Origin of the sequence: [Bacillus] selenitireducens MLS10 (assembly GCF_000093085.1) — a bacterium.
Classification (GTDB): domain Bacteria; phylum Bacillota; class Bacilli; order Bacillales; family Salisediminibacteriaceae; genus Salisediminibacterium; species Salisediminibacterium selenitireducens.
On record NC_014219.1, the window covers coordinates 3093771 to 3115902 of the forward strand.

The window sequence follows — 22132 nt, forward strand, 5'->3', positions numbered from 1 at the left end:
TCCTTACTGGGTTCTACGTTTGATCCGCTGATCATGTTCCAAATCGTTCATCGAACACTCATGACTATACCTGAACAAAATTATCTAGTATAATAGACTTGCTTTCAAGAAGTCTTCTAGGAGCTGAAACCATGTTTAAGCCAAATAACGAACTTTCTAAAACCCAATTGAATACAGTTTTGAACATGATTTCCGACCCCGTGTTCATCACTGAAATAAATAAATCTTTTGAACCGCTAACCTTCATTTTCGTGAATGACGCAGCGACTTCCCATGTCGGATGGCCTAAAGAGGTCCTCCTGACCATGAATCCGTATGATTTGGTCGATCCAGGCTATCATGGAACCTACACCGAAGAGCTGATCCGTCTGCAGGATCACTCCACTCTTCTTCTTGAAAGTGTCCACCGGACGAAAGACGGCACAAAGATCCCTGTTGAAATCAACAGTTCTCTCGTCACCCTGACCGACGAGCACGGCAAGTCTTTTATTCTGAGCGTCGTCCGTGATCTTTCAGGCCGATCGTCAAACCAGATGCTTCATGAGCGGACGAGCAAAGAATTCGAGAGCCTGTATCTGCATAATCCGGATCTTATTTTTTCAACCGACCCGCTTGGAAACTTCACCAACATGAACCCCGCGTGTTCTGCCACTCTGGAATACAGCAAGCAGGAACTGATGAAGCTTCCGTACGATGAGATACTGGACGTTGCCCATATCAACAAAACAGTCGACCAGTTCTCCAAAGCGCTCAAGGGGCAAACCGTGACATTTACAGCCACAGTCCGCACAAAATCAGGACGCCCCGTTGACTTAAACATCACCTCGCTCCCCATTCTCGTTGAGGACCAGGTTGAAGGCGTCATTTCCATTGCAAGAGATATAACCGCGCAGAATATCACAGAGAACCTTCTCATCGAAAGTGAACAGCGCTACAAATCAATTTTTCAATACAACGTGGATGCAGTCACCACGCTGAATACAGCTGGCGAACTCTATTACAGCAACCCCGCCGCCGAACAGCTTTTCGGCTGTGACCGTTCGGAACTGATCAAAGAACCCTTTTCATCTTTCATCATCGCAGAAGAACGCGAGCCGTTTCATGAAAAAATGACAATGACCCTTGAAGGTACTCCCCACCAGCATGAAACCGCCATAACGAATACCCGCGGGGAAAAACGTTACGTTCATCTGACGCTCATTCCCACCTTCATCAACAAAGAGGTCACCGGCGTCCACTGTATCGCGAAAGACATCACCGAAAGTAAGCAAAGCGAAGAAAAGATCAGTTTCCTTGCGTATCACGATACATTGACAACACTGCCAAACCAGTATAAATTCCAGCAGGATCTCAACACGCTAATCGCCCGGTCATCCATCAAACCGAAGCCTTTTTCCATCTTCACGATCGATCTCGACCGGTTTAAGTTCATCAATGATTATCTCGGGTATGATCTCGGTAACGAACTATTGACGAAAGTCGGGACAAGAATCAGCGAACTGCTATCTGAAGATGCAAAGCTTTACCGTTACGGCGGTGACGAGTTCACCATTATTCACCTTGATGCAACGCCGGAAGAATCTCTTCAACTCGGAAACAAAATTGCGTCCGCGATTTCCATGGCTTTTGATATCAGCGGTTTCGATGCCTTTATCACAGTCAGTATCGGTATCAGTCATCACCCTGATCACGGCAAAGATTTGAACACCCTCATCAAGAAATCAGACAACGCGATGTATTTCGCAAAAAAAATGGGACGGAACAATGTCCAGATGTTCAATGAAGAAATCAACACGCTCTCGACAAAGAACCTGAAACTCGAGTCACTTCTCTATAAAGCCCTTGAACGCGATGAATTCCTTCTTCACTATCAACCCCAATACGATGCAAAAACGAACCGTATTTCCGGTGTCGAAGCGCTCATTCGCTGGGACAATGAAGAACTCGGCATGATCTCACCTGCCGACTTCATCCCCCTTGCCGAAGAAACCGGTCTGATCGTCCCGATCGGGGAATGGGTTATGCGCACAGCGTGTCATCAGAATAAGGCCTGGCAGGATGAAGGGCTGCCGCCTATGGTCATGTCCGTCAACCTCTCCATCCGCCAATTTTATCAACCTGATTTGCCACAGGTGATCGGCAAGATCCTGGAAGAGTCCGGTATGGCACCTGAGCTTTTGGAACTCGAGATCACCGAATCCATGGCCATGCATGCCGATTCCGCCATCTCGATTCTGAAGCAGCTAAAACAGCTGGGCGTCCGAATTGCCATCGATGACTTCGGAACCGGATTCAGTTCACTGAATCACCTGAAGAAGTTCCCGCTCGATCATCTGAAGATCGACCGCTCTTTTGTCGATGACATCTGTCTCGGAAGTGAGGAACAGGATATTGTCAAAACGATTATCATGCTCGCTCACAACCTCAATCTCCGCGTTGTTGCCGAAGGGGTCGAAAATGACCTTCAGCAACAGTTCCTTAAAGACCACCGCTGCGACGTTTTCCAGGGGTTTCATTTCAGTAAACCCGTCATCCGTGACGCGATTCCCGAACTCCTCCGTAAACAGACAATCAGCTGACGGCAGAAGTGATTCAGAAATCACCCCTGCACAATAAAATTCTTACTTATCTCCCAAAAAGTGCAGGTGTAAACCTGCTTTTTTGGGGTGTTTTATGCTATAATACACCCCAACGTATACACTTCAAGGTATATAACGTCAGGGGGGACTCTTACCATGTTTAAAAAGAAACAGGCCACCACACAGGCCAGAATTCCGGCATTTGCACCGGGGAAAATCGCACTTTCTGATGCCTATCAGGCGGATTTTCGTCATCATTTTGATCTGATCAACTTCACTGAAGATGATCTCGGTCGCCTCAAGCAGCTTGAACCGACGATGATCAGTGCCAAATATGACGTCATCGATGCCTTCTACGAAAAAATCGGTTCACAGCCTCACCTCCTCGAAATCATTAACCGCCACAGCTCCATCGAGCGCCTGAAGGACCACCTGCGCCCGCATATTCTCGAAATGTTCGCCGGTGAAATTGACGACCGCTACATTGAAAACCGAAAGCGTGTGGCCAAGATGCATGTCCACATCGGACTTGAGCCGCAGTGGTACATCGGGTCTTTTCAGAAGCTGACAGAGGACATCCTGATCCGCATGCAGGCGATGTACGGACAGGAAACCCCTGCGGAAATGATCAGTTCCATCACCAAAATCCTGAATCTCGAACAGCAAATCGTACTCGATGCCTATGAATCCGAGAATGAAAATCAGCGGCTTAAGGCTAATGCAGACAATCTCCAGATCCATAAGGATATCCAGGTGGCCCTGACGGATTTGTCCCAAATCAGCCAAAAAACAACCCACGTAACCCGGGATCTCCTTGCAAAGACGTTGGACACAAAGGAAATCGCCAACAGCAATGTGGAAACCATCACACATACAAGAGAAGCAGCGGCCGGTGGCCAGAAAGTCCTCCAGCAAATCCTTTCTGTCATGGATGAGATCGCCAAACAGTCCGAAGATGTGCAAACGCTGATGGCTTCCCTCTCCTCAACGACTGATGAGATTGTGGATTCCACGAAACTCATTGCCGACATTGCCGATCAGACAAACCTCATTGCACTCAATGCCGCCATTGAAGCCTCAAGAGCCGGCGAACACGGGCGCGGATTTGCGGTAGTAGCCGATGAAGTCCGAAAACTCGCTGACGAGACAAAAAAAGCCGTCGAGAAAGTCGGCAATGCGGCGAGCGGCATCGATAAACAGTCCAAAAAAACAACGAAATCCATCAACAAAAACGCAGACAAAATTGCAAAAGGCACGACCTTCATTGACGAAGGGCGGAGCGCCTTTCAGGAAGTCAACAACAGGATGGATGAGGCTCTCGATACGAGTCACCTGACGTCAAAAGAACTCGATGAACTGCATCGCCTGTTCTCTGACGTGAAGGATGCTGCCTCTGAAGTCGCAACAAAAGCCGATGACATGGCCGAGATCAGTGAGAAACTGACGAAAAAATAAACAGCGCCCCCTGGCCATCACCGATCAGGGGGCGTTTTTTCGTGTCATTCACCTTCCAACAGAGGGATGATGCGTTCTTCGAGAAGTGGTCTCATGGAGATGGCATACTCCTTCGTAATGTGATTCGAATCCCGGTAAACGAGAATGTTTCCAATCACTGGCAGACATGCCCCTTCCGGACAAACAAACGGATTCAGATCCGCATATGTCACATTTGTCGGCTGATCCTGCAGATCCTCCCACGGATCACCCGCATAGAGCACTTCATCTGCAGGAGTGATACAGTTGCTTGTGTCTTCCTCTTCACTGACGCAGGCAGCCACGTCGAACGCCATCCACGGTACATCCCGGATGGCAAACACCTGAATGCCGTGGTCATTCAGGGACGCCCATTTTTCAAGGAAACCTCCCGGAATCTCTCTGCCCTCCTGTGCCGTTGACGTCGTAAAAACGAGATCAGGTGGGTCTTCAATCAGGATGTCAAGAAGTGTTTCTCCCCATGGCAAACACCCTTCACTCAGTTCATCGAGATCATCCGTCGTAAACCGGCAGTTGCTCTTTGTATAGGAACGGATCAGAATCTGTTCATCCTCACTGATGGCCATAAGCGGCGGCAGCCAGTGGGCCGAGTGAGAACCGCCAACGCCGGCAATCGTATAAGCAGGATCATCCCCTTCATAGCCGTACGTGCATGCAATGACCTCCTCAGAAGTCTGATTCTGATGACACCCGTCATCATAAACAGGCGGCAGGGACTCCCGGGCATCGACTGCCGGGGGAATAATGTCCGGCACTTCCGGCACCGGCACTTCATCAAACAGCCCCATCGCTCCAGGATAACGGGGATCCTCAACCACATAAGGAAAAGCAGACTCCTCTTCTTCCTCGTGATTCTCGTTATCCGGTTCATTCTCATCGACAGGAGCGGCATTCATGTTATCGACTGAGCGCTCTTCAAGAGGGGACTGCATGTCAAGCTGCCAGAAAAAAAGCACAGCAACGAGAGGAAGGGTAAATACCGATGCCATCATTGTCCGGACAAGCGGACGCTTCTTTTGAGCAAGATTCCGAAGCGGCGTTTCCAGCCACTCCGTTGTCACAACAGCCAGGATGGCTGAAGCCGCGATGAGCAGCACCCCGTCAGACAGCGGGACATGCTCCGGACGCACACGTACGAGATAGAACACCAAAAGCGGCCAGTGCCACAAATAAAAGGCATACGCATAATGCCCGAACCAGACAAGCGGTCGTGATCCGACGATGCGACCGACACCGGCCCGGCCTCCCTGATTCGATGCAATCAGGATCAGGGCAGCCCCGGCAACCGGAAACAGCGCCGCAAACCCCGGAAAGGCCCGTTCGACGGGAAAGAGCATGCCGACCGTCAACATCATCATCAGACCAGTCCACCCGAGAAATCAGGCGACAGTCCGGTTCAGCCGGAACATCGGCAACAAAAGCGCAAGCAGTCCGCCAGCGGCGAATTCCCAAACTCGCGCTCCCGTATCAAAGTAAGCCCATGCCTGCAGCCTGTCCGTCATCCATATGGAGTAAAGAAAGGACAGCGTAAATACGCTTCCCATGACGACCAGCAGCACCTTTCTCAACGGATACTGATGCTTTGCCAATCGGTAGATGAGGATACCAACCATGATCACCACCGGCCACAACAGATAAAACTGGCCTTGCATGGACAGAGCCCAGTAGTGCTGAACAGGGCTCGCTTCAAGGTTTTGGGCAAGATAATCGACCTGATTCAGCGCGAGTTGCCAGTTTTCCATGTACAAAGCCGCCGCAGTGATCTCCTGAACCGTCTGCCCGTAGCGAATCTCCGGCAAGATTATCAACGAGCCTGCGGCTGTCACCGCAAGGACAAGATAAGCCATAGGAAAGAGCCTCACAGCAAGCCTCGATAAATAGTGACCGATACGCAGCTCGCCCTGTTTGATGTAGCCTGCGAGCAAAGTTGTTGTGATCAGAAATCCGGAAACAAGAAAAAAGACATCCACACCGCCGGATACGGTGCCAAACCAGATATGATACACCGACACGAGCAGGGCAGCCACCGCTCTCACCCCTTCGATCTCAGGCCGGTATTGTTTGGATACAAGCTGATTGTCTTTCATTTGACGTGCCACCTGCCGATCATCAATTGTCTTACAGGCCCGGTCTGAATCTGTCCTTGACAGAACCGTTTCATCTTTCCCCTGTTTTCAGTATAATAGAAAACAGATTATGAACAAATCATTTTTGGACATCTTGATCCATTCTGTATAAAGGGGGCATAAACAGGCGCGGCCTGTCTATCTATGATACATCCACTCATACTGCTAATCAGTATTCTGTTACTGAGCGCATGTTCGCCATTCGCTCCGGACATCACAAATGAAAATGAGCCGAATGAAGGGGGTACCAGTCAGTCTGTTATCCAGGAAGAAGAGGATCCGGATGAAAACACAGAAGAGCCCGGTCATGCCGGTATGGAGATCCAGTCTGTGATGCAATTTGAACTGGATCTCGTCCTCGAAGAAGAGGATGACTGGCACTTCTTTTACGAATTGGAACCGGACGGTTTTCAGGCAACCGTAGAAGGCGCACAACCCGATCAGGTTGTCGGTGATGACGCTTTTACAGAAGTCGAAGCACTTCTGACCAGGCTGTCCGTCACGACAGAGCACTCCATCACGGGGATTGTCAGCGGGGTCACATCAGCTTTAAACACTGATATACGGGACATCGAATCCTTTTCTCTCGTTCTTGTCACGACACAGGGAGAGCGGTTCGAGTTCGCTTTCGAAGACCTCTCGGGTGAAGACCGTCTCGAAGACGCGAGCGCATTCCGTTTCGAAAACCGCCTCTACTCAGGTGAAACGATGGTGATGGCTTATGGCGAAAGCGAGCCATCCACCGTCGAAGAACCGAACGGTGATGCACTGAGGGGCGCGCAGGCTGACGAATTGATCAGACAGTATCTTGCCGACATGGCGTTTGCCTATGATATGCCTCTTGCTGAGCTGAAGCATGCGATGCTGACGCCTGTAAATATCGAAGCAGACGAGGTGGCCGATTTTACACTCGAGGCATCATTTGCCGACGGCTATCTGAGGATTCAGCACGTATACTGACATTGAAAAAAGGAGCTCCGGATGATTCCATATGAATCATCAGAGCTCCTTTTTCTTATGCAGCATCTTTTTCCCTGTAAAAGAGCATGATCGGCATCTTGAAATAGTACTTGGTGACAAGAAATACGCCCACCATCATCCCGATGATGACAAGGAAGCTTGCAATGGACAGCCCTCCGACGCCTGCCACAACGTTCGCAATGTTACAGCCCGGTGCGATCCTGGACGCAACACCCATCAAAAGCCCGCCGCCGATGGCTGCCGGTAAACGCTTCGCCTTTGGAAAGCGGATCTTAAAGCTCTTACTCAACACGGACGAGATAAACGCGCCGACGACGATCATGATCACAAGCACTTCCTCCGGTCCGATACCGACCGTCGGATACGCGGCAAACATGTTGTTTAAGTAAAGATTGTTATACACCGCCTGCTCACCGAAGATGGATGCGAGAAACACGCCGCCAATCCGGGTTTCAGGCCCGGTAACGGAAATCGAAGAGAGCGTGATAAACTGAACCGTTGCGGTGATCCCCATTAAGAGCGCAACAAACCGCACATCCCAGTGCTGCTGGGTAAAAGGATTACCTTTCCAGTCTGTGAAACTGTTCTTCACGCCTTGCCAGAACCCGGCCCAGCCAAACTTACGGATCGTCACAAAGAGAAGCAGGCCGACCAGAAGTAGCGGCAGGGTCATAAACGGCAAGCCGATCTCATAAAGACTGTACCCTTCAGCCATCGTAAGGGGTTCCATCATATAATCATTCGCCCACGGATCATAAATAAATGCAAAAAGCAGATTTCCTGTAATCATCGCAGCAATGACGATCCAGAACTGGATATACCCCATTCCACTGCGGTAGAGGGCACCCGAGGCACAGCTGCCTGCGATGGTCATCCCGATCCCGAACAGCAATCCTCCGAGAAGGTTCTGAAAGCCGATGGGTACGGCCCACAGCTGATCAACAGAAGCAATGCCAAGCGTGAGAGAGAGCCCCCAGCCGATCATCGCCGTTGCCATCAGAACGAGAATTCCTTTCCCGACACGGGAATCTTTCACACTCACAAAATCCCGCACAGAGGCGACGAAACAAAAGTCCGCCTTTTGAAGTAAAAATCCATAAATAAGTCCAAATACTGCAGCCAGTATAAATACCTCGATTGTAAACATCGTCTCAGCCCTTTCAGAAACAGGAAAAGCCTCCACCAGCGTTCAGAGGCTTTTCCCATCAATCAGTTCTTTTTCAAATAAATGTAGTAATTGCCGCCTTCCGTGACCGTGCCGAGATGCTCGGCAAGTTTGTTCATCTTCACCGCAGCAGGGATCGTCTTTGTCGCGATGGAATGATCCGTCACTTCGACGACCACATCACCACTGCCTGCTTTCTTCAGTCCATCAAGTGCGATGTTCAGCGTATGCGGGCACACTTCTCCGACACCATCAAGCTCATGGTCCACTTTCAATTCTTTTAATTCCTGATCCGTTAAACTCATTGCCTTCACCTCATTTATAGATTTCATTGACTTGACTGACGACCCATTCCGGTCCATCTGTTTTCACAGCTTCCCAGCCGAGCATGCCGTCTGCGTAGTTATGCACCCGCTCAATGCCGTTTTCCTGAAAGAATTTTGCCACTTCATGGCTGCGCCGGCCGCTCCGGCAAATCAGTACATATTCCTCATCCGGCTTAAACTGATCCACGAGTGATACGATTTCACTCATCGGAATCAGCGGAACACCTGGTATGTGCGCCTCTTCATATTCCTCAAGCTCACGCACATCAATCAGGATTTCTTTCCGGTCTTCTTTGTCATACAGCCCCTTCACTTCGTCAAAGCTCAGCTGTTTAACATTTTCTTTGATTTCACTCATTGTCTGCATGCCTCCTTTACGATGATCCTTCAATCTCTGCGTCCGGATCATTGCCGTATTCGGCCCATGATCCTTCGTAAGGCTTCACATCATCAAATCCGAGCAGTCTGAGCGAGAAATAGGAATGTGCCCCTCTCACGTTTGTCTGGCAATACGGAATGATGGTTTTATCCCGGTCCACGCCTGCTGCTGCGAACTGCTCTTCAAGCTCCTCTGCGCTCTTGAAGTACGGCACGCCGTCTCCGGAAACAGCTTCGGACCATTCCAGATGAGGGGCCCCCGGAATATGCCCGCCGCGCTCAGCACGGACATCTTCCCCGGTATATTCGCCTTCAGAACGCGCATCTAGGAACACCGTGGCTTCGTTGCCGATATTGGCATCCACATCTTCTCTTGAAGACTGCAGCTCCGGATTCAGCTGCGCGGTGAAATTCCCACGCTCCGGTTCCGGTGCTTCCGTGGACACGTCTTTGCCATCATTCAGCCAGGCGGTAAACCCGCCGTTTAAGATGCGGACATCTTCATGACCATACAGCTCAAGGGCATAAAACAGCCGTGATGCCCAAAGGCTGTCTCCGTCATCATAAGCAACGACGGTCGTCTCTTCATTTACGCCGATTTCCTGCATCAAAGCCTCAAAGCCTTCCTCAGGCGGAAGAACACCATCGACCGGATTGTCCGGATCACTCAGTTGTCCGGGTTCGACTGATACGGCTCCCGGAATATGACCGTCCTCGTAGCCTTCGCGTCTGACATCAACGACGACCACATCACCGTTGTCTTCCTCCAGCCAGTCCGTGCTCACCAGTAAATCACCGTTTTCATATTCAGAGGCATCCACAACCCCGCCTGCTGTAATATCTTCTGCGGCTTCTTCCACTTCTTCCACCGACGGATCGTTGTTGCACGCGATCAACAATCCCGATAAGACGACTATAGATGAGAGAATTTTCTTCATGATTACCCCTGCTTTCATGTTGTTTTTTGTGTTGATTCACACTTTATCATAATCCCGATAAGAATACAATGTTTTTATTCCCGATAATTTTACTTGTATTTAAACGATTTTCCTTCTATACTGGGTGAAGAATCATTCCAAAATAAAACAATGAGTGATGAATGAAAGATTGATCAGGAAAGGGAGTATGCAGATATGAAACAGTCAATACTGACCGCGGTCTTCACAGGCCTCCTGTTGACAACAGGATGCGCGCTCGAGAATGGCGGCAGCGGCAACGACAGTAACTCAAATGAAGAGAATGCAGGAGATGCGGGGGAATTGACGAATGTGCAATTTTACGTTCCTTCTGAAGAAGAGGATCTCGTTTCCATTATTGATGTTGTCTCCGGAGAACCCGTCGGCACTGTCGATGTCGGACAGCGACCTACACTCGTGACATTCGCGTCCACAATGCGTCAGGCCTTCGTTGCGAATCAGGACAGCAGCACCGTCTCCGTCATTAACACCCAGTCTCTTGAAGAAACTGCCGAAATCGAAGTCGGTCCCCGTCCGCACGGGCTGGCACTTACCGACAATAACAGCACCCTGTATGTCGCGACGGTCGGCGATCAGTACCTCGATGTGATTGACACAGGTGAAGAGGAGATCACGAGTCAGATTGATCTCGGAGACGGCGCTAGAAGCAATTACGTTTATCTTGATAATGACACCCTCTATGTGACCGATCACGAAAACCACCGGATCTACGTCGTGGATGCGAACAGTGAAGAAGTAACCGACACCATCGAGACCGGTGAGCTGCCCCGGGTCGTCAGGGTCTATGACGGCACTGTCTATGTCGCTTCTGCCGAGAGCGGAACACTTGAGATCATCGATACAGATTCCGGAGACTCAACAACCATTGAGACCGGCTTTGGCGCGACGGACGTCGTCGTCTCGGAAGACGGTGAGTATGCCATCGTCACATCTGTTGAAGAGAGCCGGGCTGTTAAAGTGGATCTCGAATCCGCTGAAGTGAGCGCGGAGATCGACGGGCTCGACGGTGCCAAGCACCTCGCCTTCAACCGCGAAGAATCACGTGTCTATATCACCCTCAGTGAAAGCAGTGAAGTCGCCGTCATCGCCACAGACGATTTCGAAGAAGAGTACCGCATCGATGTGGGGGAAATGCCCCACGGCATAGAAATCAAAGCACTGCCGGGCATTGGCGGAAGCTGCTGATGCCTGAAAGAAAAAAAGCTCCGGGGCCCCCAAAAAAGGGTCCCGGAGCTTTTTCGCTGATCGGAATCAGATTTCTTTCGCATACGATTTTAAATCCAGGCTCATCTCTTCGATTTCACTGATAAACGTCTCGAGTTCACCGGACGAGGCAGCCTGTTCCTTGCCAACGCGGACCACGTTCTCAACAACGCCCTGAATCCGCTCGATGGACGCCCTCATCTCTTCGAGGGTTTCCTCGATTTTTTCCGTTGAATCGAGCGTATCCTGGGACAGTTTACGGATTTCCTTGGCCACGATGTTAAACCCTTTCCCGTGTTCCCCGGCACGTGCCGCTTCAATCGATGCATTGAGTCCAAGGATATTCGTCTGCGAGGCAATTTTTTTGATGAAGGTCAGCACTTCATCCGTGTTCTGCACACTCCCCGCCGCTTCCTGCGACTGTTCAAGGAGCTGATCACTGATGCCTGCGAGCCCTTCTGCACCGTCAGAGAGCGAACCCGACCTGTTCATGGGCATTCGACAGGGAAGCGGCAATCTGATCAGAAATACGCCGCAGCTCCCGTTCATTGTACTCCTGGATCTGTATGGCAACAGCTCCGATGACTTCACCGTCGGCTTCCACCGGTGAGGCAAGTCCTGTAAAAGATACGCCGAAGAATTCCTCCGGGACTTCATCTTTAATAAACCGGTTGTGCTGAATACAGTCAGTGAGCGGTTCTTTCGGGTCGATGGCTCTGCCCTGCTTCGCCCCGATGTCGATCTTTGATCCAGGGTAATAATCGAGCCAGCGCGTACGGTCGGTCACACCAATCCCCATATCCGGAAGCATTTTATCCAGGAGTGGCAACAGGTCCATTTAGGCTTTCAGTTTCGGATGCACATCGTGCACCCCATTTGTTTCAATCGTCAATGGAATCGCTCCTTTTCATTCAATACGCAGTTCTGCGGAACGATTATACCATTTTCACTATCGGTATCATACTAAAGTCTTTTGTGCTTGGCGTTCCCTATCAAAAATACCTACTTTCGCAGGTACACATACACGCTTCCGAGCACGAAAAGCCCCCCGGCAAACTGTAATGGCGTGATCATCTCACCGAGAAGGAAAACAGCCAGGATCGAAGCGCCCACCGGTTCACCGAGAATGCTCATGCTCACCGTTGTGGTATTGACATATTTAAGCAGATGGTTATAAATCACATGAGCAAGCGTCGGGAAAATCGCCAGGAGGATAAAGATTTGCCATTCGATACTGCTGTAGCCCGTCATCTCCACCTGCAAAACGAGATTGTAGAGAAACAATGCCACACCTGCAATCAGAAAAACCGAGAAGCTGTAAATCCAGTGTGAGATCTTCTTCACGGTCGTCTGGCCGATGAGAAGGTAACCGACAATGGCGATGACGCTCAAGAATGACAGGACATCACCGATAAAATGATCCGTACTGATCCCGAAATCGCCTGCAGCGATAATCACGATCCCGATAAACGCCACACTGATCGTCATCACGGTCTTCAGATCCGTCCGTTCTTTATAGATCAGGTAGCCGCCACCAAGGGCGACAAGTGGCTGCAGGGCAAGGATAATCGTCGAAGAGGCGACTGTCGTCAGTTTCAACGATCCGAACCAAAGGGCAAAATGAAGGGCAAGGAAGATGCCCGAAACGGTCAGAATCAGGAGATCTTTTCTCGTCAGAAGCAGAAGATCTTTTCGTTTGATCCAGACTGCCGGCAAAAGCAGAACGCTTGCCAGAAACATGCGGTTCATACTGATCACCGTTGCCGGTGCTTCTGACCATTTTACAAAAATCGCCGCAAAGGATATGGCGATGATCGATATGGTTAACAGCAAGCCCGTCTTCGGTTCGTATGCAGGAGGATCCGTCATGATTGACTCATTTTGTTGCACCACTCAGTATCCCCTGGCCGGATCGGCTTCATTTGTCAGCGGCGTACCTTCCTTCAGTTTGGTTACTGTATCAAGAAAACAGTCCAGCCCTTCTTCTGCTGTTGTAATGGCGGAGATATGCGGCGTGATGTGAACGGCAGGGTGCTCCCAGAACGGATGACTCTTTGGGAGCGGTTCTTCACTGAAGACGTCCAAAACCGCTTCTCTCAGCTGGCCTCGCTCAAGTGCCTGGAGTAAATCCTCATCCACAACGGATTCCCCGCGGCCAACGTTGATAAACAGGCTGTCAAAAGCGGCCTCAAAAAAGCAGCCGTCAAAATAGCCTTTCGTCTCTTCCGTTAGCGGCATCGTATTGACGATCAGATCTGCCGCTGCGAGACGGTTGGTCAGAGCGGTACTTGCTTTATCCGGAAAAATGACCTCATCAAAAGACGGCTTTTCTTCGCCGCTCCTTGACACACCCGTCACGTGAACACCCAAACCGGCAAGCGTCCTTGCAAGAACCGACCCGATCTCCCCCGTTCCGAAGATCAGGGCCCGTTTCGTGTTGAGCGGTTCCGGAGGAAGAAAGGTCCACTCCTTTTTCTTCTGTAGCGCTTCGAAATCCCGGTGCTTTTGCGTATGTACGAGCAGATAGCTGAGCACATACTCACTGATCTTCTCACCAAAAGTCGTAACGGTCCGAGTCAGAAACACCCCGTCAGGCCAGCTGATGTCCTTCATCAGTTTATCCACGCCCGCTCCAAGAGAATGGACCCACTGAAAGGCGGACAGATCCACATGTGCCGGTCGGGTGAACGCCACAAACGCATCTGCACGGGCCACGTCTTCCTCCGTGACCGATTCCGGATCCCGGTAGATCATGGTGAATTCGGTAAGTGCCCCGCGCTTTTCAATCATCTCTTTCATATGTGTGTGGAGCGGTGATGCAACAAGAATTGTCTGGATATCCATGAACATTCTCTTCCTTTCATCAAGACTGTCGCCTTGTTTTTAAGATCGAGTAAATCAGCCAGAGAAACAGCAGTAAAAAGACGATAAAGACGACTTCAAAAAACGGGAGTGTCAAAATCGATTCATTCATTGTGCCCCCGACGGTCACCCCAATGATCAGGGCAGAAAACACGAGGCTCACGGCAACGAGAAGCAGGCTCAGCGTAATCTGATTGCCGACGCGACTGAAGTGTTCCGTGGCCCGTGACACATCCGGTGAACGGACCTCGACATGGACGCGCCCCTTTTCGGTCACCGCGGCCCCCCGTCGAATCATGTGCGGCAGTTCCTTCAAGAGTTCTCCGTATTCGAGCGTTTGGGTCATCATCCTGTCCATCACAGCTTTTGGTCCGAGGTACTCACTCAAGAGCTCTTCACCAAGCGGTTCCACCACTTCCATGATGCTCAGTTCAGGGTCGAGTTTAACCGCGATCCCTTCGATCGTCATGAGAGACTTCCCAATCAAAAGAAAATCCTGCGGCACTTCAATGCCGTGCTTCGAAATGATCCTCAGGACATCACTGACCACTTCCCCGAGCCCGATATCATTCAGGTGTACGGTTAAATACAGATCCTGAAACTCATCGAGTTCACGCTTTAACAGCGTCAGATCGATATCCGCCGGCACCCGCCCGACACGGGCCACCGCTTTAACCAGCTCATTGGTGTTCTGTCTTAACAGCGCCATTACCATCATCGCCGTTTCATTTCGCATCTCCCGGTTCAGCCGGCCAACCATGCCAAAGTCAATCAGTGCAATCCGTCCGTCCTCCATGAGAAGCAGATTCCCGGGGTGCGGATCCGCATGATAAAAACCGTGAACATAAATCTGTCTCGTGATTGTCTGGACGAGCTGTTCGGCGAGGGCCTCCTTCTCGGGAATGTGCCCTTCCTCTTCAATGACGGCATTCAGCTTCTTCCCCCTGATCCGTTCCATCGTCAGAATCTGACGGGTTGAGTGGGACGAGTAAACGTCAGGAATCTTCAGGAAGGCCGTCTGTTTGTGCTGTTTTTGCATCCGCTCGGTGTTCCTCGCTTCAATGCTGTAGTCCACTTCTCTGCGAAGACTCTTCGCGAGCTCTTCAATATAATCCGAAATTTTATAACGCTCCGCCCACTCAAGCCGCTTTTCGGCAATGGCGGCCATCTCAAAGAGAATATCGAGATCGATCTCGATTTGCTGACGGATGCCCGGACGCTGCACCTTCACAGCAACCTCCTCTCCGGAGTGAAGAACAGCGCCATGCACCTGACCGATGGACGCCGTCGCCATGGGCACTTCATCGAACGAGCGGAACAGCGTATCGAGGGGCGCCTCAAGTTCAGCTTCAATCAGGGCCTTCACGTCCTCAAAGGGAACGGCTTTTACGTTGTCCTGCAGCTTCTCAAGCTCTTTTAACAGAGGCTTCGGAAGACTGTTCGTGCGTGTGCTCGCAATTTGCCCAAGCTTGATGAACGTTGCCCCAAGGTCTTCAAGCAAAAACCGGGCACGTTCTTCAAGGGATCGGTTGGATTGTTTTTCGAGCACGCGCCATTTCCTCGGTGCCGACACCTGTTCAAGGAGTCCGAGTTTATGCATCAGAAAACCGAACCCGTTCCTGGTGAAGGCCATGACGATTTCATGAAAGCGCTGGACATGCTTCAACCGTTTCATAATCAATCACCCCGCTTTCTTCATTAGTTTGGTTATGTACCTGAACCCTCCCAATCTGGCCGGACGGGTACTTACTCACAGGAAGGAGGTGGCTGAGATGGATATGCTTCTGCCCTTCATCAGTGAAATCGGGTTCCCTGCGGCGATTACCTTTTATCTATTGTATCGCATTGAAGGCAAACTCGACACACTGAATGAATCAATCAGACAAATCCGGACCGAGCCCCCGCGGATCCCCGTCAGACTTCGTGACACCAGTGTTACCTGACGGAAAAGAGAGAGCCCCTCATGCGATGAGGGGCTCTTTGTCTCGCGGCGCGGGTTACAGTGACATCGCTTCATCCAGATAAGCGTTCGCATCAGCCAGTGCATCGAGTGCCTTATTCAGATCCTCTTCTGCAACGTGACACTCAATCACATAGTTCAGGTCCGGCACAGTCTCTCCGGCTGTTTCCCCTTCCAGTCTTTCTTTGAGTGAAGTTCCTTCTTCGTTTGGAGCCGGTTGCACATTGATGCCGGAGATATTGAGGGCATTCACCGGAAAAAACAGCAACCCTGATCCGGCTTCAGGGATGCGGTCCACGAGTACCGATTCCGTCGCAAAGGCTTTCAGACTCGTCGCCGCATTTTCTGCATCGTTTTCTGTTTTGAAATACGCCTGCAGTTTCTTCATTGGAGAAACGCCTCCTCTGTTCATTAGGGTTATTTTTCCCATTCCCTCAGATTCAGACGCCAAAACAACCCCTCACCGTATATCACGGGCGCGTCAGTCTCCGGACAATCGCCTCATGCTGCGGATAGATCGCCAACAGATCCTTACGGTCAAACAAAGTGAAATCGGAAAACTCAAACCCCGGCGCCACCATACAGCTGACAAGAGCGAAATCCGATTCCGGATGACCCTCATCCGGCGTTGCGCCAAAGATGATCCCTGCCGGCACAAGGAGCTGCGGCTGTTCTCCCTGATCAAGGTTCAATCCGAGCCTGGCCGTTTCATAGCGGCCCTTCGGATCAATCATATGGACTGTCAAAGGCGCCCCGGCGTGATAGTACCAGATTTCATCTGCCGTTAATTTATGAAACCTCGAAACATCATTTCTCCCGAGAAGGAAATAAATGCTTGTATACGCGGCTCTTGTTTCCCCGCCTCTCCCCCGGACATCAAGTCCGCTTTTATATACCGGTTTGTAATACCCGCCTTCCGGGTGTTTCTCCATCTTGAATGCGTTAATCCATGCGTTCGCTGTCTGCTTCACTGACCGTCACTCCAATTCCTGATTCTGTTATTACAGTCTACCCAACCCAAAGGATAAGTTCAAGTTGTTGTATGTATACGGATATATCTTATATCGTTGTGATAGTCAAACTATTATCTGTTAAAACATTGGAGGCGTCACCTATGAAACTGAGTATTCTCGACCAGGCACCCGTCACCTCCGGCCATTCACCGGAGGAGGCACTTCGATTCGCCGTCGAATTGGCCAAAATCGGTGACGAACTCGGCTACCACCGCTTCTGGATGGCAGAGCATCATGCCACAGATGCCTTTGCGAGTTCGGCGCCTGAAATCACGATCTCCCACATCGCCGCTGTAACCGACCGAATCCGACTCGGAACCGGTGGTGTGATGATGATGCACTATTCACCGTTAAAGCTTGCCGAGACCTTTAAAACACTCGCCGCCCTTGCACCGGGCCGGATCGACTTTGGTGCCGGACGTGCGCCTGGCGGAGATTCATCAAGTATTTACGCCCTCTCCTCAGGACGCGAGCCGATGATTCACAATCTGTATGAGAAATTTGCCGTCACCATGCAATACCTGGCTGATCAGACGCCTGATGATCCGCTCTACAGAAAGGCAACAGCCTCCCCAAATCAGATCCACCCGCCGGAAGCCTGGCTTCTCGGCTCCAGCGGAAACAGCGCCAAACAGGCCGGAAGGATGGGCGTCGGATACTCCTTTGCACAGTTCTTTAACGGTGAGCTGTCAAAAGAGATCCTCGATACGTACCGCAGTCACTTTGAACCTTCCTCTTTGATGGATGCGCCCGAGGTGAATGTGAGCTATATGGCGACGGTCGCCGATTCAGAAGAAGAAGCCCGCTTCCATGCGCTTCCTCAGGATCTCGCCCGCCTCATGCTGATGCAAGGCAAGATCGTCAAGACCATGTCACCGGAAGAAGCCGCAGAGTATCCGCTGACTGAGCTTGACAGGATGCGGATCGAGGACATGCGAAGGCTCCATCTTGTCGGTACGCCGGCACAGGTTGGCCGTGCACTCGCACACGATCAGGAACGATTCGGATTCGATGAAACGATGATTGTCTGTAACGCCCACAGTTACAAGGTTCGTCAAACGGTCTATGAGAAATTAGCGAGCGAAATCCTTTAATACCATTTTTTTCTTTCAATGCCATTTCCCTTATGGTACACTCTCCGTATAAAAGGATCTGACAACAGAAAGGATTTTTCCATGTTCAAACAAGGTTTCTCACAGACACACCGCCATCCCCGGATCATCGCCTATCCGCTGATTCTCGACTGGCTCTTTTTACTGACAGCACTCATCCTGACCGACATCACGTTAACACGGATCTGGAGCGTTGAATTGGTAATCGGACCGACTTTGCCAACGGTGGATCAGCTTTTGGCCGACATAAACAGCTTCACAGGGATCGAAATCGAAGCTGCCATCGCCAATGTGGGCTTTCTCTCTCTTCTCGCCGTCCTGTTTCTGATCTGGATGGCAGTCAGTATCGTTACGGAGGCTGGTTATTTTTATCTGATCTGGCGCGGGGTGAACGGTGAATACACGGATCTGCAGGCCTTTTTGCAGGGAGGCAGCAAGTTTTGGTTCCGGTTTTTTCTTTTGTACCTGCTTGTTTTCGCCCTGATTCTTGGACTTGGTATCATCGGTGCCATCGTCATCGTGCCGTTTGGCATCGCAGGGTTGATCCTTATGGCCATCGGAGTGCTGATTATCAGGCTGTTATTCATTTACCTCGAGTTCACGATCGTTGCGGAAGATACCGGCATCTTCGACGGGATCGGACAGTCCTATGAGCTGTTTAAAGCCTCACGGTTCTCCGACGTTTTCGGCTTCATCGTAGTGATGGGCCTTACCACAGGTGCGCTCGGTCTCAGTGTCAATCTCATTGCCGAACCGTTCTTCCTGTTCCTCATCTCACCGATTTTCGTTTACGTGGTTACCGGGTTTATGTTCACCCTGATGATGCTGATGATGAAAGCAAGAGACAACCTCTACGGAACCTGACCTTGCAATCCAATCTCATACCCGAAAAATAAAGCGATTCCCCTGACTCGGGAATCGCTTTATTCATTCTTCGGTTTTTACGTTCAATGCATCGATGAGCGCCTTGACCCGGGCATCTCCCGGTGTAAAGTCACCGCCCTCGATTTGCCTCAGATCCGCCTCTTTGAGCCCTGTCGCTTCTGCCGTTTCACCGAGACTCAGTCTCAGGCTCACTCTGCGTTCGTGAATCTTCTGACCGAGGGGCACGCTCTCCCCGTAAATCATTTCATCCCGCTCAGGGAATTCTTCAGTCATGACGATCCCTCCCAATCACAGTATTGCATGTTGCTCTTTAATACAACGATATCAGAATATGCAGTCCGATCACAAGGAGGGCGCCGAAAGCCGTATAACGGTGCGACCGTTTTCGCCTGCCTGTCGCTTTTTGATTGCGTATCCAGCCCGTGCTGAGGAGAACGATCAGCGCGAGCATGGCTAAGACACCGCTGAGCTGCGTCAGTGACTCCGGATTCACACCGTGCCTGTATAGTGCCAGCATACTGTGAGCTGTTGCAAAGACCGCGGCAACGACTGCCGTTTTACGGTGAACGCGCATCAGGATTTTAGCGATTTTCGCGTACCGGATCTGTCTTTTACGGTTCCTTGATTTCCGGACGATCCTGAACAGGACGTAAAAGCTTCCGTTAAACACAATCAGAACCAACGCCAGATAGCCTAACCATTGAATCATGTTTCACTCACCCCAGACTGATTTTCAATTCCTTATGAAGTGTATCAGACTCTGCACGGTTTCGTCGTGATCTGGTTCACCACTAAATGTCTTTCTTCGAAATCAAGGCCTCTTTTGTGCTAGTCTTAAAGCCAAGGAGCGTGATAGTGATGAAAGCCATTCAAATCGACACATTTGGCGGGATCGAACAGCTGCAGTATAAAGATGTTTCGGAACCTGTACCAGGTAAAGGTGAGGTGCTTGTTGACGTCACGGCTGTCGGTGTCAATTTTGCAGACACGATGCGGCGGCAAAACCTCTATGTCGTCGATACACCGCTGCCGTTTATTCCAGGCTCAGAAATCGCCGGCACTGTCGCTGAGGACGGCAACCGGTTCAAAGCAGGTACACGGGTCGTCGCCCTGACAGGCACGGACGCCTACGCTGAGCGAGTCCGTGTGCGGGAAGATCAGCTCGTGGAGATCCCTCAGACAATGTCCGATCATGAGGCTGTCTCCCTGCCCCTTCAGGGACTGAGCGCTTATCATATCCTCTCCACCATGGGGAGACTTGAAGAAGGAGAATCCGTTTTGATTCACGCGGCGGCCGGCGGTGTCGGGACGCTCGCGGTTCAGCTTGCCCGTCATTTTAAAGCCGGTACGATTATCGCCACTGCGAGTACGGAAGAAAAACGGGCACTTGCCAATTCGTTAGGCGCCGATGTCACGATTGATTATACGAAAGATAACTGGACAGATGAGGTCCTCGCCGCGACAGATGGCAAGGGCGTTGATGTGGCGCTTGAAATGGTCGGGGGAGAGATTTTTGATCAGACTCTTGACGTTTTGGCTCCCTTTGGCCGTCTCGTGTTCTTCGGGGCAGCGAGCGGACAGCTTCCGTCACTCAATCCATTCGCCTTACTCGAACACAACAAAAGCGTCATCGGCTTTTTCCTGCCCCAGATGATGGCGAAACCGGACCTGTTCGCAAAAAGTCTTGCCGAACTCTTTGAACTCGCGGCAACCAAGCGCCTCAGTCTCAGTGTCGGCCCGGTTTATCCGCTCAGTAACGCGGCTCAGGCGCACGACGATCTTGAGAACCGGCGAACATCGGGGAAAGTCATCCTCGAACCCTGATTCATATACAGGCGAATGAACGCGCATAAAAAGATCCGGGGATCAATAAACTGTACCCTATAAGATGGACACTTGAAAAAAGTCCATCTTATAGGGTAGTTTTGTTTATAATGAAAAAAAGATGTTAGGGAGGATCCAAAATGACTAAGAGAATGTTCAATAAAAAAGAACAAGATGTCCTGAAAATGAATCCCTATGTGCAATCGGTAAGTGAGAAGTCCATTACGTAGGGGTTACTGAATAACCCATTCATCGTTATTTGTCGATTGTAAATCGGTAAAATAATCTCGGATTCTGGCCCCCAAAATAAAAATGAAAAAAGAAGGAAGGTCCCGAAGCACCTTCGAAAGATTCAAGTTCAGGATTTGCAATGCGATGACCGTTTCGCTTGTTTCTTTTAGGCGAGCTCGAATAAGACCTAAACCATAAGAACGTTTGCCCTCTCCGAACTTGGCTTCAATCGCATTTCGTTCACAGGCATCTTGGTAGGCCACTTGCTTGTCTTCTACGGATTCATGTTTAGGAGGTCTTCCGAGTCTGGGACCACTCAGCCGTATGCCGTTTTCTTTGCAGAACCTCCGGTTCTCTCTGGTCGCATAAATTCGGTCCGCAAGCACTGCTTCAGGAAAACAACCATAACGATCACGGTATGTCATGACGGCACGCTGAAGATCATGTCCTTCATGATAGCTGTCCCATTCAAGCCGATCCAAAAAGGTCCAGCCATCCTTCATCACAACCGACATTTTAGCACCGAATTCGACAGAGGTATGTGCTTTGCCTCGCACAATAGGTCGAACATGAGGCTGTTCAATGCTCACAATCCGGTTGTCAATCCGATTCTGTTTGGATTGATACATCGCCAGTTGCTGACGATACAGTTCCTGAATCACCAGGAGATCACGGTACTCTTGTCTACTCAGAACAGACAGGCCCACCTCCTCGGCAAGCTTCGCAATATGGTTCAAATCACGTTTGACATGATTCAACTGTTGTTTCATGGCGCGGCACACTTTCTTTTTGCCAGGACGCTTCTGCTTTGAGACGGACAGATATTGCTTGCGCGCTTTTTTGCGGTACGTTCTGGGTTTGATTGCGGGTTTAAGGCGTTCTTCATGCATCGTGTCGATCATCGTTTCAAGTTTCTCTCTTGAACGATTCAAAAGGGTCAGATCTGTTGGGAATGCAATATCTGAAGGAGCACAGGTTGCGTCAATGAGCAATTTTCCTTGATGCATTGTGACCTG

The 22132-nt window shown here is 50.5% G+C and carries 24 protein-coding genes; 8 read left to right on the forward strand and 16 right to left on the reverse strand.

Features of this window, described 5'->3' with window-relative positions:
• Positions 1-131: 131 nt before the first annotated feature.
• Both BSEL_RS14535 and BSEL_RS18420 read left to right on the forward strand, forming a co-directional pair.
• Positions 132-2579, forward strand: coding sequence for a sensor domain-containing protein (locus BSEL_RS14535; protein ID WP_013173763.1), 2448 nt, complete (start codon positions 132-134; stop codon positions 2577-2579).
• Positions 2580-2735: 156 nt separating this feature from the next.
• Positions 2736-4034 carry a globin-coupled sensor protein gene (locus tag BSEL_RS18420; RefSeq protein WP_013173764.1) on the forward strand — a complete coding sequence of 433 codons (1299 nt, stop codon included), beginning with the start codon at positions 2736-2738 and terminating at the stop codon, positions 4032-4034.
• Between the two features lie 44 nt (positions 4035-4078).
• Here BSEL_RS18420 and BSEL_RS17230 read toward each other — a convergent pair whose 3' ends face one another.
• Together BSEL_RS17230 and BSEL_RS17235 are read right to left on the reverse strand one after the other, a co-directional pair.
• Positions 4079-5431, reverse strand: a complete 1353-nt coding sequence (locus BSEL_RS17230; RefSeq protein ID WP_049773673.1) for an acyltransferase family protein — start codon at positions 5429-5431, stop codon at positions 4079-4081.
• Positions 5432-5452: 21 nt separating this feature from the next.
• The gene (locus BSEL_RS17235; RefSeq protein ID WP_049773675.1) at positions 5453-6160 is read right to left on the reverse strand and encodes an acyltransferase family protein; all 708 of its coding nucleotides are present in this window, start codon (positions 6158-6160) and stop codon (positions 5453-5455) included.
• 183 nt (positions 6161-6343) lie between these two features.
• Here BSEL_RS17235 and BSEL_RS14550 point away from each other — a divergent pair, with 183 nt between their 5' ends.
• Entirely contained in the window at positions 6344-7159 is an 816-nt protein-coding gene (locus BSEL_RS14550; RefSeq protein ID WP_013173765.1) for a YusW family protein, read from the forward strand.
• Positions 7160-7214: 55 nt separating this feature from the next.
• Here BSEL_RS14550 and BSEL_RS14555 read toward each other — a convergent pair whose 3' ends face one another.
• The 4 genes from BSEL_RS14555 to BSEL_RS14570 all read right to left on the reverse strand — a co-directional run bounded on the left by BSEL_RS14555 (position 7215) and on the right by BSEL_RS14570 (position 9987).
• Positions 7215-8327 carry a YeeE/YedE family protein gene (locus BSEL_RS14555; protein WP_013173766.1) on the reverse strand — a complete coding sequence of 371 codons (1113 nt, stop codon included), beginning with the start codon at positions 8325-8327 and terminating at the stop codon, positions 7215-7217.
• Positions 8328-8389: 62 nt separating this feature from the next.
• Entirely contained in the window at positions 8390-8650 is a 261-nt protein-coding gene (locus BSEL_RS14560; RefSeq protein WP_013173767.1) for a sulfurtransferase TusA family protein, read from the reverse strand.
• A gap of 10 nt (positions 8651-8660) precedes the next feature.
• Positions 8661-9029, reverse strand: coding sequence for a rhodanese-like domain-containing protein (locus BSEL_RS14565; protein ID WP_013173768.1), 369 nt, complete (start codon positions 9027-9029; stop codon positions 8661-8663).
• Positions 9030-9045: 16 nt separating this feature from the next.
• On the reverse strand, positions 9046-9987 hold the full coding sequence (locus BSEL_RS14570; RefSeq protein WP_013173769.1) for a sulfurtransferase: 942 nt from the start codon (positions 9985-9987) through the stop codon (positions 9046-9048).
• Between the two features lie 195 nt (positions 9988-10182).
• Here BSEL_RS14570 and BSEL_RS14575 point away from each other — a divergent pair, with 195 nt between their 5' ends.
• Positions 10183-11211, forward strand: a complete 1029-nt coding sequence (locus BSEL_RS14575) for a DUF5074 domain-containing protein (protein WP_013173770.1) — start codon at positions 10183-10185, stop codon at positions 11209-11211.
• 66 nt (positions 11212-11277) lie between these two features.
• On the opposite strand, the gene BSEL_RS14580 is transcribed toward BSEL_RS14575, so the two are convergent.
• The 5 genes from BSEL_RS14580 to BSEL_RS14595 all read right to left on the reverse strand — a co-directional run bounded on the left by BSEL_RS14580 (position 11278) and on the right by BSEL_RS14595 (position 15766).
• Entirely contained in the window at positions 11278-11721 is a 444-nt protein-coding gene (locus tag BSEL_RS14580) for a methyl-accepting chemotaxis protein (RefSeq protein ID WP_049773676.1), read from the reverse strand.
• Positions 11696-12067, reverse strand: coding sequence for a GAF domain-containing protein (locus tag BSEL_RS18070; RefSeq protein ID WP_049773677.1), 372 nt, complete (start codon positions 12065-12067; stop codon positions 11696-11698). Before BSEL_RS18070 ends, BSEL_RS14580 begins: the two co-directional genes overlap by 26 nt.
• Before the next feature lie 164 nt (positions 12068-12231).
• Positions 12232-13119 carry a DMT family transporter gene (locus BSEL_RS14585; RefSeq protein WP_232970469.1) on the reverse strand — a complete coding sequence of 296 codons (888 nt, stop codon included), beginning with the start codon at positions 13117-13119 and terminating at the stop codon, positions 12232-12234.
• A 3-nt stretch (positions 13120-13122) separates the two neighbouring features.
• Positions 13123-14073: a D-2-hydroxyacid dehydrogenase gene (locus BSEL_RS14590; protein ID WP_041581998.1), complete on the reverse strand. Its 951-nt coding sequence runs from the start codon at positions 14071-14073 to the stop codon at positions 13123-13125.
• A 19-nt stretch (positions 14074-14092) separates the two neighbouring features.
• The gene (locus BSEL_RS14595; protein WP_013173773.1) at positions 14093-15766 is read right to left on the reverse strand and encodes an ABC1 kinase family protein; all 1674 of its coding nucleotides are present in this window, start codon (positions 15764-15766) and stop codon (positions 14093-14095) included.
• A gap of 97 nt (positions 15767-15863) precedes the next feature.
• On the opposite strand from BSEL_RS14595, the gene BSEL_RS17610 reads away from it, so the two are divergent.
• Positions 15864-16034 (forward strand): YvrJ family protein, encoded by a 171-nt coding sequence (locus BSEL_RS17610; protein ID WP_013173774.1) that lies wholly within the window; start codon positions 15864-15866, stop codon positions 16032-16034.
• Positions 16035-16088: 54 nt separating this feature from the next.
• Here the strand turns inward: BSEL_RS17610 and BSEL_RS14600 are convergent, their stop codons facing one another.
• Together BSEL_RS14600 and BSEL_RS14605 are read right to left on the reverse strand one after the other, a co-directional pair.
• Positions 16089-16439 carry a hypothetical protein gene (locus tag BSEL_RS14600; protein ID WP_013173775.1) on the reverse strand — a complete coding sequence of 117 codons (351 nt, stop codon included), beginning with the start codon at positions 16437-16439 and terminating at the stop codon, positions 16089-16091.
• 82 nt (positions 16440-16521) lie between these two features.
• The gene (locus BSEL_RS14605) at positions 16522-17022 is read right to left on the reverse strand and encodes a cupin domain-containing protein (protein WP_013173776.1); all 501 of its coding nucleotides are present in this window, start codon (positions 17020-17022) and stop codon (positions 16522-16524) included.
• 143 nt (positions 17023-17165) lie between these two features.
• On the opposite strand from BSEL_RS14605, the gene BSEL_RS14610 reads away from it, so the two are divergent.
• Both BSEL_RS14610 and BSEL_RS14615 read left to right on the forward strand, forming a co-directional pair.
• Positions 17166-18158: an LLM class flavin-dependent oxidoreductase gene (locus BSEL_RS14610; protein WP_013173777.1), complete on the forward strand. Its 993-nt coding sequence runs from the start codon at positions 17166-17168 to the stop codon at positions 18156-18158.
• Positions 18159-18239: 81 nt separating this feature from the next.
• Positions 18240-19040, forward strand: a complete 801-nt coding sequence (locus BSEL_RS14615; protein WP_013173778.1) for a hypothetical protein — start codon at positions 18240-18242, stop codon at positions 19038-19040.
• Between the two features lie 63 nt (positions 19041-19103).
• On the opposite strand, the gene BSEL_RS14620 is transcribed toward BSEL_RS14615, so the two are convergent.
• Both BSEL_RS14620 and BSEL_RS14625 read right to left on the reverse strand, forming a co-directional pair.
• Complete coding sequence (locus BSEL_RS14620) at positions 19104-19334, reverse strand: helix-turn-helix domain-containing protein (protein ID WP_013173779.1); 231 nt, start codon at positions 19332-19334, stop codon at positions 19104-19106.
• Positions 19335-19371: 37 nt separating this feature from the next.
• A complete protein-coding gene (locus tag BSEL_RS14625; RefSeq protein WP_013173780.1) occupies positions 19372-19770 on the reverse strand; it encodes a hypothetical protein in 399 nt (132 codons plus the stop codon).
• Positions 19771-19919: 149 nt separating this feature from the next.
• Here BSEL_RS14625 and BSEL_RS14630 point away from each other — a divergent pair, with 149 nt between their 5' ends.
• On the forward strand, positions 19920-20885 hold the full coding sequence (locus tag BSEL_RS14630) for a quinone oxidoreductase family protein (protein ID WP_013173781.1): 966 nt from the start codon (positions 19920-19922) through the stop codon (positions 20883-20885).
• Between the two features lie 233 nt (positions 20886-21118).
• Here BSEL_RS14630 and BSEL_RS14635 read toward each other — a convergent pair whose 3' ends face one another.
• On the reverse strand, positions 21119-22123 hold the full coding sequence (locus BSEL_RS14635; RefSeq protein WP_013173782.1) for an IS5 family transposase: 1005 nt from the start codon (positions 22121-22123) through the stop codon (positions 21119-21121).
• Positions 22124-22132: the final 9 nt, after the last annotated feature.

What these genes read in the sequence shown, in the direction of transcription:
- BSEL_RS14535 (WP_013173763.1), top strand. Translation starts at nt 132, where the DNA reads ATGTTTAAGCCAAATAACGAACTTTCTAAAACCCAATTGAATACAGTT.
- BSEL_RS18420 (WP_013173764.1), top strand. Translation starts at nt 2,736, where the DNA reads ATGTTTAAAAAGAAACAGGCCACCACACAGGCCAGAATTCCGGCATTT.
- BSEL_RS17230 (WP_049773673.1), bottom strand. Translation starts at nt 5,431, where the DNA reads ATGATGATGTTGACGGTCGGCATGCTCTTTCCCGTCGAACGGGCCTTT.
- BSEL_RS17235 (WP_049773675.1), bottom strand. Translation starts at nt 6,160, where the DNA reads ATGAAAGACAATCAGCTTGTATCCAAACAATACCGGCCTGAGATCGAA.
- BSEL_RS14550 (WP_013173765.1), top strand. Translation starts at nt 6,344, where the DNA reads ATGATACATCCACTCATACTGCTAATCAGTATTCTGTTACTGAGCGCA.
- BSEL_RS14555 (WP_013173766.1), bottom strand. Translation starts at nt 8,327, where the DNA reads ATGTTTACAATCGAGGTATTTATACTGGCTGCAGTATTTGGACTTATT.
- BSEL_RS14560 (WP_013173767.1), bottom strand. Translation starts at nt 8,650, where the DNA reads ATGAGTTTAACGGATCAGGAATTAAAAGAATTGAAAGTGGACCATGAG.
- BSEL_RS14565 (WP_013173768.1), bottom strand. Translation starts at nt 9,029, where the DNA reads ATGAGTGAAATCAAAGAAAATGTTAAACAGCTGAGCTTTGACGAAGTG.
- BSEL_RS14570 (WP_013173769.1), bottom strand. Translation starts at nt 9,987, where the DNA reads ATGAAGAAAATTCTCTCATCTATAGTCGTCTTATCGGGATTGTTGATC.
- BSEL_RS14575 (WP_013173770.1), top strand. Translation starts at nt 10,183, where the DNA reads ATGAAACAGTCAATACTGACCGCGGTCTTCACAGGCCTCCTGTTGACA.
- BSEL_RS14580 (WP_049773676.1), bottom strand. Translation starts at nt 11,721, where the DNA reads ATGAACAGGTCGGGTTCGCTCTCTGACGGTGCAGAAGGGCTCGCAGGC.
- BSEL_RS18070 (WP_049773677.1), bottom strand. Translation starts at nt 12,067, where the DNA reads ATGGACCTGTTGCCACTCCTGGATAAAATGCTTCCGGATATGGGGATT.
- BSEL_RS14590 (WP_041581998.1), bottom strand. Translation starts at nt 14,073, where the DNA reads ATGGATATCCAGACAATTCTTGTTGCATCACCGCTCCACACACATATG.
- BSEL_RS14595 (WP_013173773.1), bottom strand. Translation starts at nt 15,766, where the DNA reads ATGAAACGGTTGAAGCATGTCCAGCGCTTTCATGAAATCGTCATGGCC.
- BSEL_RS17610 (WP_013173774.1), top strand. Translation starts at nt 15,864, where the DNA reads ATGGATATGCTTCTGCCCTTCATCAGTGAAATCGGGTTCCCTGCGGCG.
- BSEL_RS14600 (WP_013173775.1), bottom strand. Translation starts at nt 16,439, where the DNA reads ATGAAGAAACTGCAGGCGTATTTCAAAACAGAAAACGATGCAGAAAAT.
- BSEL_RS14610 (WP_013173777.1), top strand. Translation starts at nt 17,166, where the DNA reads ATGAAACTGAGTATTCTCGACCAGGCACCCGTCACCTCCGGCCATTCA.
- BSEL_RS14615 (WP_013173778.1), top strand. Translation starts at nt 18,240, where the DNA reads ATGTTCAAACAAGGTTTCTCACAGACACACCGCCATCCCCGGATCATC.
- BSEL_RS14620 (WP_013173779.1), bottom strand. Translation starts at nt 19,334, where the DNA reads ATGACTGAAGAATTCCCTGAGCGGGATGAAATGATTTACGGGGAGAGC.
- BSEL_RS14625 (WP_013173780.1), bottom strand. Translation starts at nt 19,770, where the DNA reads ATGATTCAATGGTTAGGCTATCTGGCGTTGGTTCTGATTGTGTTTAAC.
- BSEL_RS14630 (WP_013173781.1), top strand. Translation starts at nt 19,920, where the DNA reads ATGAAAGCCATTCAAATCGACACATTTGGCGGGATCGAACAGCTGCAG.
- BSEL_RS14635 (WP_013173782.1), bottom strand. Translation starts at nt 22,123, where the DNA reads ATGCATCAAGGAAAATTGCTCATTGACGCAACCTGTGCTCCTTCAGAT.